This is a genomic window from Dyadobacter flavalbus, assembly GCF_006149045.1.
Taxonomy (GTDB): Bacteria; Bacteroidota; Bacteroidia; order Cytophagales; family Spirosomataceae; genus Dyadobacter; species Dyadobacter flavalbus.
In genome coordinates, this window is the sequence record NZ_VBSN01000049.1 from 484349 (window position 1) to 498990 (window position 14642).

At 47.3% G+C, this 14642-nt stretch carries 7 protein-coding genes; 5 read left to right on the forward strand and 2 right to left on the reverse strand.

All coding sequences use genetic code 11. From position 1 onward, the window contains the following. Positions 1 to 8 precede the first annotated feature (8 nt). Complete coding sequence (locus FEM33_RS17795) at positions 9 to 356, reverse strand: PadR family transcriptional regulator (RefSeq protein WP_139013339.1); 348 nt, start codon at positions 354 to 356, stop codon at positions 9 to 11. Positions 357 to 902: 546 nt separating this feature from the next. Between FEM33_RS17795 and FEM33_RS17800 the strand changes: the two genes are divergently transcribed. Beyond that, positions 903 to 4109 carry a SusC/RagA family TonB-linked outer membrane protein gene (locus FEM33_RS17800; RefSeq protein WP_229214289.1) on the forward strand — a complete coding sequence of 1069 codons (3207 nt, stop codon included), beginning with the start codon at positions 903 to 905 and terminating at the stop codon, positions 4107 to 4109. Positions 4110 to 4154: 45 nt separating this feature from the next. Further along, the gene (locus FEM33_RS17805) at positions 4155 to 5606 is read left to right on the forward strand and encodes a RagB/SusD family nutrient uptake outer membrane protein (protein ID WP_201747786.1); all 1452 of its coding nucleotides are present in this window, start codon (positions 4155 to 4157) and stop codon (positions 5604 to 5606) included. A gap of 241 nt (positions 5607 to 5847) precedes the next feature. Here FEM33_RS17805 and FEM33_RS17810 read toward each other — a convergent pair whose 3' ends face one another. Continuing rightward, positions 5848 to 7020: a LacI family DNA-binding transcriptional regulator gene (locus FEM33_RS17810; protein WP_139013340.1), complete on the reverse strand. Its 1173-nt coding sequence runs from the start codon at positions 7018 to 7020 to the stop codon at positions 5848 to 5850. 333 nt (positions 7021 to 7353) lie between these two features. On the opposite strand from FEM33_RS17810, the gene FEM33_RS17815 reads away from it, so the two are divergent. From FEM33_RS17815 to FEM33_RS17825, 3 genes are all read left to right on the forward strand, one after another. Next, a complete protein-coding gene (locus FEM33_RS17815; RefSeq protein WP_139013341.1) occupies positions 7354 to 10377 on the forward strand; it encodes a SusC/RagA family TonB-linked outer membrane protein in 3024 nt (1007 codons plus the stop codon). A gap of 21 nt (positions 10378 to 10398) precedes the next feature. Further along, positions 10399 to 11895 (forward strand): RagB/SusD family nutrient uptake outer membrane protein, encoded by a 1497-nt coding sequence (locus tag FEM33_RS17820; RefSeq protein WP_139013342.1) that lies wholly within the window; start codon positions 10399 to 10401, stop codon positions 11893 to 11895. Between the two features lie 122 nt (positions 11896 to 12017). Continuing rightward, positions 12018 to 14603: a glycoside hydrolase family protein gene (locus FEM33_RS17825; protein ID WP_229214290.1), complete on the forward strand. Its 2586-nt coding sequence runs from the start codon at positions 12018 to 12020 to the stop codon at positions 14601 to 14603. Positions 14604 to 14642 lie beyond the last annotated feature (39 nt).

Below are 14642 nucleotides of genomic sequence, written 5' to 3' on the forward strand. Positions count from 1 at the left end.
AAAAAGCGTTACGAAAGGCCAAAACTTAACTTAGATAAAACCTCGGGTAAAATTCGGTCCCATAGATTGTTACGTATGGTCCTGGTTTCTGTCAAAGTGCGGACCCCAAAAGCAGTGATTGCAAAAAGCCTCTTCCTGCGTCCTCCTCGTTCAGGAGTTGCCTCCCCGAACGCGGAATTCAGATAACCCTTTTCTTCAAGCCGTTGCAGGGCAGCGTGGACTGCTCCGGTGCTCACAGAGCGGTTTGTTTCCTTCTCCAGTTCATCAGCTATTACTGCCGCATATGCCCGGGGCGACAGCGCAGCAACGGCAAGTAGCACGACCTCTTCAAATTCACCCAGATCGCTTCGTCTCATAACATATCGTCTATCACATTTTTTTATATTATCTATTTCTGTATATAAAATAAGTACCAGGCTGAGAAAATCATCAATCTGACCTCACAAGGCCATTATCAAACTCGGTCGCAGTGATTCAATGTTCATTTTCGAACAGAAATGGTACGTTTTTGAACAGCAATCAGGGTATAGGCATTTTAATACTCGACTGTACAAGAATCTACTCGGGACGATCATTCCGAGGTTAGCAGGTAATATAGCCTGTCACCATCTCTTCTAAAAATGTGCAAACAAAAGGTATTTAGATAACTGCAGGAATGGCCTAAGGAACTCTTGTTCGCGCGTTGATCCGCCACTGCGCGTACTGTTCAACAAATAAATTAATCACGGACAGGTCAGGAAAAAAAGACTACCATTTGCCTGACACACCTGCTCCGGGAAATGCAAGTTCATACCAAATAGTACCATTCTGATTTCAGGGTAGGATTACTAAACCTCAGTCGTAGTTATAGCCACATAAGACTAAACCTTAATGGCTTCTATTTCAATCCTAACCATTTTCTCATGAAAGAAAGATTATTTACCAGACGGCTTTTTATTTTTTATAAGCGTTTTGGAATGACACAGTTTGTATTGGCCATATTCGTATACGGGGTTACATTCGACAGCCGCTTACATGCAGGAATACTGTCAGGAATCGATCGGAACATTTCAGGAACTGTTAAAGATGATAAAGGAGAAGTACTCCCTGGCGTAAGCGTGGTGGTTAAAGGATCCCAGCGCGGGACATCCACGAATGTGGACGGCTCATACCAGCTGAGCGTTCCCGATGGTTCAAATACATTGATTTTCAGTTTTGTGGGCTATCTTCCTCAGGAAATTGCGGTGTCTGACCAGACTGTACTGGACGTTGTTCTCCAGACAGACACAAAATCCCTGGAAGAGGTGGTTGTGGTGGGTTACGGCACGCAGAAAAGAGCCAATGTAACGGCCGCTATCTCTTCGGTTCCCATGAGTGAGGTCAAGGACATGCCTGTATCCAACGTTGCTACGGCTCTTCAGGGTAAGATTCCGGGGGTAGTTATTCAGCAAAACACTGGAACACCCGGCAGTACGCCAGCAATTAAAGTACGTGGATTTGGATCGATCAGCGCCGGGAATGCCCCTTTGATTGTTGTAGATGGCAATATCGTCAATGCCAGTATTTTCAGCAACCTAAGCCCCAATGATATCGAGAGTATTGATGTGTTGAAAGATGCATCTTCCACAGCCATTTATGGTTCAAAAGGCTCTAACGGCGTAATACTGGTTACAACCAAAAGGGGAAAAAGCGGAAAGCCAAGTGTCAATCTGGATGTTTTTACCGGTTTTCAGCAGGTAAGCAAAAAAATTGACCTGATCAATTCGCAGCAGTTTGCCGAATTTGGTAAAGATGCTTCCAATAATGCTTATCTGGATAACATCCCAGGCGCCAACATCACGGACCCGAACAGCGCAAGACCTACGGATTATTTACGCTACCGTTATCCGAGAGGTGAGGTATTTGACTGGCTGAATTTTGACGATCCCGCCAAAGTTGCAGCACTTCCCTACACCGATTATCAGGATAAGATTTTCAGGACGGCTAAAATGAACAGCTATCAGCTCTCTGCATCCGGCGGAAGCGAAAAGGCACGGTACAGCATCAGTGGCGGCTACTTGCAGCAGGACGGGATCATTCGCAGGTCTTCCCTGGACCGTTATACATTACGCGCCAATGTGGAAGTTGATGTTTTGCCAATACTTAAAATCGGATTGAACCTGAACCCTACTTACAGAATCCAGCAGGAAGTAAGAGATGCAGGCCACTGGGCGGACAACGCAGTAATTAACGCTGCTTTGTCGGTGATGCCCATGATACCGATTTATGCGGCAGATGGCTCTTATACTTCACAAGCGGCTTTTGCAGCGCCCTACAATTACCCGGGCATTACCAATCCGGTTGCCAATATCACCGAGTACAACAGCCAGTATCTAACGACTAATTTACTGGGCAATACGTATGCCGAACTCAAACTCTTTAAAGACCTTAATTACCGGATTTCGGGAAACATCAATTTTAGTGGCAACCGGCGGAATGCATACCGTACTTCCAGGATGCCGCTAAACCAGATCCTGCCACCCACGGTATCCACCGGAACAGCCTACTCCGATCAGAGCCTGAGCTGGCTTTTTAACCAGACGCTGAATTACAGCAAATCACTGAACGATATTCATAATTTCGACATTCTGATCGGGATGGAATCCACCAAATTTCAGTTTCAGGATAGCCAGGGAACCGGCAGCTCCTACCCCAACGACGTCGTGGAAACTTTAAACGGAAGCGCTAGCGGCACCACGACAACCGCAGTTTCCTCCAAACTGGAAAATGCCTCGGCTTCCTATTTTGCAAGGGCGAATTACAATTACAGGGGAAAATACCTGATTAATGTTTCAGTCCGCCGTGACGGGTCGTCGATCTTTGGGGCGGATAACCGCTGGGGAACATTTCCGGCAGGATCCCTGGGATGGCGCATCAGTGAGGAGGGATTTATGAAAAGCATCGCAGCTGTATCCGAAGCCAAGTTACGGGTAAGTTATGGATTGGCCGGAAACAATGCGTTTACCAACAATTATCCCTATGTCGCTACGCTTAGATCGGATAATTACAGCTTTAACAACAATCTGGTCAATGGGCTGGCACCATCATCCCTGGCCAACCCGCAACTTGGCTGGGAACGCAGCCAGCAGCTGGATGCCGGCATTGATCTGGGCCTTTTCAGCAATCGTGTTTTCCTTATTGTTGATTATTACCAGCGTACGACCAAAGACCTGCTGCTTTCTGTAAATGTGCCAACTGTAACCGGTTTCAGCACTGCAGTAAAGAATATCGGCAAAATGGAGAATAAAGGTTGGGAATTTGCAGTAAATACCCGGAACCTGACCAAAGCCCTGACCTGGAACACCAGTCTGAACCTATCTTTTAACCGAAACAAAGTTGTTGCACTGGGACCAACCGGCGATCCGATCCGCAGTGGCAGCGGAATCGGCGAAACAAACATTACACAGATCGGCTCACCGATCGGCAGCTTTTACGGGTACAAACAACTGGGTGTTTTTAAAGATCAGGCCGACCTGGACAGCCATCCGCATGATCCTACCTCCAGGCCCGGAGATGTAAAATATGAAGATGTAAATGGGGACAAAAAAATAGATGCCAATGACCGTACGATCATTGGCAACAACCAGCCGGACTTTATTTACGGAATGACAAATACATTCAGTTACAAAGGCTTTGACCTGAGCATTGCCATACAGGGATCACAGGGAGGAGAAATCCTGAACCTGAGCCGTCGTTTTTTTGAAAACCTGGAAGGAAATGCCAATCAGCTGACCACGGTTCTGAACCGGTGGCGCTCACCGGCAGATCCTGGTGATGGTGTGACGCCCCGTGCCAATGCCCGTACAACCGGCAACAACAATGCTGTTTCAACACGCTGGATAGAAGACGGTTCTTACCTGCGAATCCAGAATGTCAGTCTGGGCTATCAGCTTCCTGCATCTTTCATTAATAAAGCCAGATTGTCACAGGTAAGGATCTACGCGTCGGCACAGAACCTGTTTACTTTCACCAAATACCTTAATTTCAATCCGGAAGTAAGCAATTATGAGGGCCCGCTCACCGGTGGGGTCGATTATGGTGTATATCCATTGGCCAAGACTTTTACAATCGGGATCAACATTGGCCTGTAAGAAAAGGCCGGGCAACTATTTACAATTTTAAAGCTAAATACCGCAATGAAAATCATTAAGCCATATATAGTCCTTTTAACTACTGTTTTACTTAGTTCCTGCAGCGAGGAATTTCTGGATTTAAAACCGATTTCAACAGCAACCAGTGACATTTTTTATAAAACCGCTGATGATTTCAAAAATGCATTGAACGGAGGTTATGCAGGTCTGCAGGCTGGCGGGCTGGCAGGAAACAGTTATGTTTTTGGAGAAATTACCTCGGATAATACCGTTGCCGTTGCTTCCGGATCGGTTACGGATCAGGATGAATTTGACCGTTTTTATATTAAAACGACCAATCCGTTTATTTCGGGCCGCTGGAATGACGCTTACAATGTAATTGCCCGGTACAATACCATTCTGGACAAAATTGACGAAGTCACCATGGATGAAACGCTGAAAACCAGATACATCGCCGAGACCAAATTCCTGCGGGCAGTAGTTTACTTTACATTGGTACAAACTTTCGGGGATGTTCCGCTAATACTCAAACCCGTATCAACACCCGATGAAGGCTATTCCTTTGGGCGCACGCCAAAAGCCGAAGTTTATGCACAAATTGAAAAAGACCTTACCGATGCTGAAAATGTTCTGCCCGTCACCTATGCGGCGGCCGACATGGGAAGAGCTACAAAAGGAGCTGCAAAAGCATACCTGGGCAAAGTGTATTTAACTCAGAAGAAATATGCTGATGCTGCCTCAAAGCTCAAAGAAGTCATTGATCTGGGCGTTTATGAATTGCTGCCTTCCTATGCAGATGTATTCAAGGTCGCCAATAAAAACAATAAAGAATCTGTGTTTGATGTTCAGTACAAATCGGGCGGTGCCGGAGAGGGAAATGCATGGCCCAATTCCTTTGCCCCGCAAAACTCGGGCAATGCGGTGATCGCATTTGGAGGCGATGGCAACAACCAGCCTACTAACGACATCATCAATGCTTATGAAGCCGGCGATCTGCGCAAGGATGTTTCTGTTGCCACTTCTTATACCAATGCGGCGGGTCAGGTTATTCCCGATAAGTATATCAAAAAGTATTACGACGTTCCGGTTGCCAAAAATGACAACGGCAACAACATTCCGCTGATCCGTTATGCAGATGTTTTATTGATGTACGCCGAGGCATTGAACGAAGTAGGTTACCAGCCCAACGCAGCTGCATTCACGTACCTGAACATGGTCCGCACAAGGGCCGGCCTGGCAAAGAAAACGGCAGCAGATCTGCCCACACAGCAGGCTTTCCGCCTGGCAATCGAACAGGAAAGACGTGTTGAACTGGCATTTGAAGGCCACCGCTGGTTTGACCTGGTTCGTACAGGCCGGGCGATACCTGTGCTAAACAGCAAAAAAGAGCAGATCAGGCTGGTTTCCGATCTCACAGAAAACAATCTTGTTTTCCCTGTTCCGCAAAGTCAGATTGATATCAACAAAGATAAGATTAAACAAAACCCTGGCTATTAGTAACCATTGTCCAACCGGAGTCGTAAAGATAATTCAGTACTTCTCCGGTTGGATAAACCGTAGGATTATACAGGCATGCAACATTTTCTCAGCCTATCATTTTCACAAACTATGCCATGTTGGTGGCTTTCCTGCTAAATTTGATTCAACCCTGCCCGTCTCCTTTTTACATTAACCGAGTTGCCGGATATCCAATATCAGAAGTCGGCAGGCAAAATACATTATGCCTTCAAACAGTGATTTAAATGTCGCATACACGCCTGGATGATCCTCGTACGACTAATTCTGTTTTAAGTATTTTTTGTGTTGGCATTGCAATCTCTGTTTCCGAATCCACCATTTGTAAAATCCATTCCGCAGTGGTTGCTCCCATTTCCAGAGTGGGCTGGCGGACTGTTGTAAGACCGGGCCCGATATAAGCAGATTCCGGATTATCGCTAAACCCGACTACACCAAGCTCTTCGGGTATTCTGATCCCTTTTTCCATGGCCAGTAACATGATTTCTATAGCCGCAGAATCATTGACGGCAAAGATTGCATCCGGACGGTTTTCAAGTTCCAGTAAATATTTTCCGTAAATCCGGGCTTTCTGCTGAGAGAACATCCCTTGAATGATCATATTTTCCTCAATGCTCTTGCCATGCTTTTCCATTGCGGCCCTGTAGCCGCGCAAACGTTCCCGGCTGACAAGCAACGTGAGCGGCCCACCCAGATGAGCAATGCGTTCATAACCATTCAAAATCAAGTGTTCGACAGCCGAAAACGATGCGTCAAAATCATTGACTACTACTTTGGGAACTTCTACATGATCGCAAACCCGGTTAAAAAGAATCAGCGGGATGCCTCTTTTTTCAAAGACTTTTAGATGATCGAAATTATTGGTTTCCTGCGTCATGGATATAAGCAAGCCATCAATCCGGTTTGCCAGCATGGCCTTCGTATTGGACACTTCTACCGGGTATGATTCATTGGACTGCATAATGGTGAGATTGTAACCCGCCTCTGTCAGCACATGATGCGCTCCGATGATCACATTCGGGAAAAATGGATTATGAAACTCCGGCACGATCATTCCGATGGTGTTCGTCCTGCTTTTTACCAGATTATACGCCAGCTGATTGGGCTGGTAATCCATCTGAGAAGCCATGTTCAGTACAGCCTGCCGTGTTTCCGGACTAATATCTGCATGCCCGTGCAAAGCTCTGGAAACCGTTGAGTTTGAAACGCCGATGGAACGGGCGATATCAATAATCGTCGTTTGGTGCCGCCTTGCCTTTTTCCTGGGAACCGGACTTTCCGGATTGGTGAGTGTGAAAAAATAGTTACAATCCTTGCAAACGTACCGCTGTTTATTGCGGACGTACCCGGCCTTCATAATCGATCCCACCTCGGAACATTTCGGACAGCTTATCATTGTACTTTTTTAATATTTGTTACATATTCCCAAAAACAGGATTACAAAACTAGCGATAATCCGAATGAAAATATTTTCATATTTAAAATAATCATAACCATATATCGGTAACGTATTCGCAAACGTTACCGATACTTTTTGTTTTAATTCTATACTTAATTGGCTTTATTCACTCTTGACAGCTTATCCCGGTACCTGTATCTTCAACATAGTTATCGGTTAAAGCAGCTAATCAGCCCATTTTTGAACTTCGGCTACTATTTAAAATTTGCGGCAAACATTTGAAAATATTGGTACTATTTCAATAACAAACCCTTTTTACCCTTACTATTTATGCAAAAAAAAATACTCGGTTTATTTTTACTGATGTTCCTGCAGTTGAGCTTGGTAAATAAAGGTCTGGCGCAGAACAGCACCGTTACGGGCAAAGTAACAGACGAAAAAGGCGAAGGAATTCCCGGCGCAAGTGTTGCCGTTAAAGGGACCCAGCAGGGGACGCTTACGAATGTTGAAGGTGTTTATACACTGGAAGTTTCACCTTCCGCTACGCTGGTCATTTCGTTTGTAGGTTATTTACGCGAAGAAACCGGCATCAACAATCGCTCTGAGGTAAATGTTACATTGAAAGCGGATACCAAAGCGCTGGAAGAAGTGGTGGTGGTAGGTTACGGCACACAGCGGAAAATTGAGACAACCGGATCCATTGCTTCCGTAAAATCAGATGAACTTACCCAGTTACCGATTACGAATGTGGCGCAGGGATTGCAATCCCGGGTTTCGGGTGTGCAGATCAGCCAGAACTCCGGCTCGCCGGGCGGTAACATCAGCGTCAGGATACGGGGCACGAACTCCATCAACGGAAATGCAGAGCCTCTGTATGTAATCGACGGAATCCAGATCTCCAACAGCGGCGGAATCAATGACGTAAGCCCTCTTTCAACCATTAACCCCAATGATATTGAATCGGTTGAAGTATTAAAGGACGCCTCTGCCTCTGCCATTTACGGCGCACGGGCAGCCAATGGCGTGATCCTGATCACGACCAAACGCGGAAAGGCCGGCAAGACGAATGTGTCGCTGGAAAGTTATTACGGCGTACAGCAGGTTACCAAAAAGCTGGACGTTCTGAATGCCGCCGAATTTGCGCAGCTCGAAAATGAGACCTTCAAAAACAATACGTATCCGGATCCGGCCAGCCTTGGAGAAGGTGTGGACTGGCAGGACCTGATTTTCCAGAAAGCGCCGATCCAGAATCATCAGCTTACGATCAGCGGAGGTTCTGAAAAAACGCAGCTTTCGCTCTCCGCCAATTACTTTGATCAGGATGGCGTGATCATTAATTCGGACTTCAAACGTTTTACATACCGCCTCAATATTGACCATACTGTCAGCAAACGAATTCGGGTAGGCACGAGCGTAATGGGCAGCTTTTCCAATAACAACGGAATAGAGGCCGCAAGTACCACGATAGGCGATGCTGCGGTCGTAACCGGCAGTGTGCTGGGTGCGGCGATTGGCGCTCCGCCGACTTTGCAGCCTTATAAAGAAGACGGCTCCATTTTCCCGTTTGCAGAACAGGGCAACGGCCAGTACCGCGAGGTCATTAACCCGCTGAACTACACCTCTATCATGCGGAAACGGAATATCAAACGGGCGCTGATCAACCTTTACGGAGAATACACGATCCTTCCCGGCCTTACTTACCGCGCTTCCTTTAACGCGGATGTGGATTCCAGACTTTACGATACCTATCTGCCGATTTCGATCATTGCACTGAAAGACCGCAACGATAATTCGGGAACTGCCGCGAAGTTCAACTCCAATTTCCTTGGCCTGCTGCATGAGAGTGTGCTTTCATACAGTACCAAAATTGCTGCCAACCATAGTTTAAAATTCACAGGCTTGTTTGCAACACAAACTGAGAAATACAACAGTAATCAGATCAATGCAACGGGCTTCCCGAATGATGCGACCAGAAACGAAGCATTACAATTGGCATTGAACCGTACTATTTCGAGCAGCCGGAACATGCAGCGGCTGGACTCGTACATGGGCAGGATCAATTATGGTTTCAAAGACCGGTATTTTATTGATGTTACTGCCCGCGTCGATGGTTCGAGCAAGTTTGGGGCAAACCACAAGTATGGATTTTTCCCGGCCGTTTCGGCAGCATGGCGCATCATTGAAGAACCGTTTATGAAAGATGTTTCGTGGCTTTCGGATATGAAAGTGCGTGGAAGCTATGGAATTACCGGAAATGCCGGCGGCATTGATCCTTATCAGTCCCTGGCCACGGTGGAATCGGGCGGCGGTTACAACATTAACCATACGTATTTCACGGCTATCCGTCCTTCCGGCATTTCAAACCCCGACCTTCGCTGGGAAAAGTCGACGCAGACCAACATCGGTATCGATGCCAGCTTGCTCAACAACCAATTCTCACTGATTGTTGATTATTACATCAAGAAAACTGAAGATCTTCTGTATATCAAGACGCTGCCGCTTTCATCGGGTTACAGCAGCATAACCGGAAATTATGGTTCTCTTGAAAATAAAGGACTTGAAATCGCGGTCAATGCAAACCTGCTCAACGGCCCTTTGAAATGGAGCATCAATGGCAATCTTACGCTGAACCGCAACAAAGTACTTGATCTGGACGGAGGCACTACCAACGAAAGATTTATTACCAACTACACCATTCTTAAAGTCGGCGAGCCGCTGGGTGTTTTCAAAACGTATGTTTTCGACGGCATCAACCAGACCGGCGAAACGATTGTGCCGGGCTATGACGGAAGATTAGGCGGACATAAGGTAAAAGATATCAACAGCGACGGCGTTATCAACTCGGCTGATCAGGTGATTACCGGAAATCCCAATCCGAAGTTCATTTACGGTTTTTCAACCAATGTCACTTTTAAAAACTTTGATCTGAGCGCGTTTTTCTCGGGAACACAGGGCAATGACATTTACAACATCAGCAGGCTTTCGTTCGAAAATCCGCTGGGCCAGCGCAATCTGTTGCAAGGCGTTGAAAACCGCTGGACCCCGGAAAACCCGAGCAACCAATACGTAAGTCCTGCCGTTGCAGGCCGTCTGCCGATTTCATCCTACGCAGTTGAAGACGGCTCCTATCTGCGCTTCAAAAACCTGATGCTCGGCTACACGCTTCCAGCGATCAAGGGAATAAGCAGGCTGCGGATTTATGTGAGCGGCAATAACCTGTTTACGTTTACGAAATACTCCGGCTTTGATCCTGAGGTCAATACATATGCCGGTTCCAACACGACTATCGGAATTGACAACCTGGTTTATCCGCAGTCGAAATCATTTCTGGGAGGCATTCAGCTGACTTTCTAAAAGCCCTAAACAATTTGAAACATGAAACTTCTGAAAAATACATTCAAGAAAATAATTCCGATTGCGGCATTAACACTGGGACTGGGTTCCTGTCAGCTTGACGAAGAAATTTACTCTTCCATCTTTGTGGAGTCTTTCTATAAAACAGCTTCGGACGCTGAAAAAGGTCTGCTGGCCGTATACGATGCGCTGGGCGGATTATACGGCGGCCCGGCAGCGACCATGGTGCCCGATTACAGCGCCGATCAGGTTTATCCGAGAGGTGTTGTGGGCCGCAATTCATTGACGTTGTTTACAGTAGAGCCGACTTATACCGTTCAGAAAAGTGCCGGCCGGACAAACGAGTCACCTCAGCAGCTCTGGATTTCCTCATACAGCGGCATTGAAAAGGCCAACTGGATTATTGCCAAAGTTCCGGATGCGGCCATGGATGAAACCCGCAAGAAGCAGATCATCGGAGAAGCTTATTTTCTGAGGGCATTTTACCTGTGGACACTGGCAAAAAACTTTGGAGACGTGGTAATTAAAACCGAACCGAGTGTAACGGAAGCGAAAGCCTATTTCCCGAAAAGCCCGAAAGCGGATGTTTACAGGCAGATTTACAGCGATCTGGATGCAGCTTCACAGGCAGGATTGCCTTCCTATCCGGCCAATGAAAAAGGACGCCCGTCGAAAGAAGCCGTGGACGCGCTTTATGCCAAAGCCGCACTTTACAATGAAGACTGGGCCAGGGCGCTGGAAAAAGCACAGGCAGTAATTGCATCCGGGAAATATGCACTCATGCCCAATGTAATGGATGTATACAGTTACCTGAAAGAAGATGAGGCACGTGTGGAAAATATCTGGGCCTTTGAGGCAGATCCCATCACGCCCGGCAACAGTCATCAGCTCGTGGGGCTGACCGGCCCGGTCGGAAGCGCCGGCGTGGAATATGCCAAAACTTCGTACGGCTCCATGTTCGCGTACATGTCATTCTTCAATTCCTTTGATCCCAAAGACAAGCGCAGGCAATTGCTGGACACCACATTTCTTGACAAAGCGGGAAAATGGGTTCCGCAGAAAAGCATTACGCCCATTACAACGGACGCTGTTTTGATCAAGAAATACCAGGACCCGGTTTCCAGCACCGGTTTGATCCCGAACATTCCTATTCTTCGGATGGCCGATATGTACCTCATTGCAGCAGAAGCGGAAGCACGATTGAACGGTCCGTCTGCGAAAGCTTACGAGTACATGAATGTCGTTCGCACAAGAGCAAGCCTTCCGGAGCTAACCAAAGGGCTGGGCAAAGATGCCTTTCTGGATGCAGTGATTCAGGAACGTTCGTGGGAATTTTTTGCAGAAGGCGATCGCTGGTATGATCTCACCAGGACAAACAAATACCTTACCGTGATTCCCAAAGCCATAAATTCGGTTTATCCCAGCCGTCCGGTTCAGGCCAAACACAAGTATTTCCCAATTCCGCAGGACGAGATCAATGCCAATCCGCAGCTGGAACAAAATCCCGACTGGAAGTAGCAAGAACAAAAGCTGAAACTTAAAAAGTAGCCGATGAAGTCGCTTCGTGTATTTATTTTTTACACAGATAAAGCGGGCAAACTGAATACGTATGTTACGGATGGAATAAAAGATCTGATTTTATGAAATGTTCCCTTACCCTGTTACTAAGCATTATTTTTCTGTCGAACGTTGCTGCACAGCGCCGCCCTGCCGCCAGCCTGATGAATGATCACATTCATGTAAGCTGGACCAGCGCCAATAAACCTGACTGGAATGTGGATCAGCTTCAGGTAAAAAAAGACGGCAAGTGGGTTAACGTGGCGGCTCCTTCCGGAGCCTATACATTGCTTTTCAGCGAGACAAAACCTTCATCTGAACCCAGGGAAACCTTTGAAAAGATCACAGGCGGCAAGTTTCCCGAAGATAATTACCACTATCAGCAGGCGCAATGGAAGGAAAGCACTACCGAAGTTTCCCTGAACACGGCCGGTACCGCCTATCATTTTTTTCCCTCGTCGGTTTTGATCAAAAAAAACGAGCTGGAATTTAAAAAGGAAACCGAAGCAGCAACGGTAATCGCCAACTGGAAACTGGACCCGGAATTCCCGACTGATATTCAGGTCACATTGACTTTAATCCCGAAGAAGAAAGGATTTTTCTCACTGGCTACTCCTACCCTTGCCGCCATTTCTACTGAAAACATGGCCTGGGCTTCGGTTCCGGGCTACTTTCAGGGAAATTTCATGCAGGAGAATTTTGCACTGGCATATGCGTACGGCCACGGCATTCCGGGCCGGCCGGCCATTTACAGAGAACGCTGCGCTTCTACACTGAGCCCGCTGGTCAGCACAAAAAATGGGATTACGATTTCGGTGATTCCTCAACCGGGTTTGGCGCGCGATCCATGGGAATCGGATAAAATCACGCAGACCGACTGGCATCTGGGCTTGTCGCACATGAACCGGAAAGCGGAGCTTTCGCCTACGCTGTATTATCCGGTTTTGGGAGAAGAAAACTCGGAAAGGAACATCGGGGAGAAAATCAGTTATTCGTTCCGTTACAGCCTCATTGCAGGGGACTGGTTTGCAGCAATCAAGCATGCGGCCTATGACATTTACAAGTTTAACGAAACACTTGCGCTGCGCCAGAGCAAGCAGTCATTGACGGACCGCATCGAAAAAATGCATCATTATCTGACCGATCCTGAAACTTCACTCTGGAACACGGAGGAGTTTAAAGGCAAACAGATCGGCGCACAATCTTACCTCGGCGGTGTGGTGGGATCCAATAAGGATGCGATGAAAAATTCGGATTACGGTGCCATGTGGATGCTTGCGAAGGCTACTGATGATCCTGAACTGACCCAAAAAGTGCTTCCGCCGGCAGAAAACTTCAAGCTCGTTCAGCAGCAGACTGAAAACGGCTTTTTCAAGGGAGCTGTGGAAGGACAGTATTATCTGGCGAAAAGCAAAAAGTTTGTTGAAGAATGGGGCGAGCTCGTCGAGCCGATCGCACTGACTTACTATGTGATGCTCGACATCGGCAACATGCTTTTGTTTGATCCGGCCAACATGGAATTGAAAGAACGCCTGAAACTCGGAGCTGAAAAATTGCTGAGCTGGCAAAATGCGGATGGAAGCTGGGCTGTGGCTTACGACCGCAAAACCGAGCAGGAACTATTCAGGGATATCAAAGATGTGCGTCCGACTTTTTACGGCATGATCGTCGCTTACCGGATGCTGAAAGATGAAAAATACCTGAAAGCTGCCCAGAAAGGAGCTGACTGGATGATTGAAAATGCCGTCGAAACCGGCGCTTTCCTTGGGGTTTGCGGCGATGCCCGTTATGCTCCGGACTTTGCAACGGGACAATCGGCTCAGGCGTTTCTGGATCTTTATGATTTTACCAAAGACGAAAAATACAAGGAAGCAGCCATTTCCTGCGCGAAAATCTATACGGCTTCCATCTACACGCATCCGATTGCAGATACGAAAGTCAAACATGTGAATGGCACCGAAAGGCAGGACTGGGAGATCAGCCAAACCGGGCTCAGCTTCGAACACGGCGGCATTTTCGGTTCGGCCACGCGTCACGGGCCTATTCAGCTGGCAAGCCATGCGGGCATGTTCATCCGGATGTTTCAGCTAACGGGCGAGCCGGTGTTCGCCGACATGGCCCGTTCTGCTGCCATGGGCAGGGATGCTTTTGTAGACAGCAAAACAAGCGTGGCTTCCTATTACTGGAACGCAATGAACAAAGGCGCCGGCCCTTATCCGCATCACGCCTGGTGGCAGGTCGGCTGGATCACAGATTATTTACTGGCCGAGGCCGAACTCAGATCCAATGGAAAAGTGACATTCCCGAGAGGATTTGTAACGCCAAAAGTCGGCCCGCACCAGACCTACGGATTTGCAGACGGAACCATCTATGGCCGAAAAGCAAAGCTGGTGATAAAGGAAGGCTTTGCATCGGGAAACCCGCCGGTAACAGACATAATCCTGGCAGAAAATGCAGGCAGCAAAGAGGCTTTTGTAACAATCCTGAACAACCGGGTTCAGCCAACGGAAGGCAAAATCACCTTTGATCCCGAAAAATGGGCAGCAGGAAAAAAGATCAAATCCATAATCCATGCAGAAACCGGCAAATCGCTTGCAAATGCAAATCAGCCGGTTTCTTTTCAGCTAAAAGGATTTGGAATAGAAACCTACAAAATCATTTTCAACTGAAAAACGAAACAGTCCAAAGCTAACAGCCAATAAGCCAAC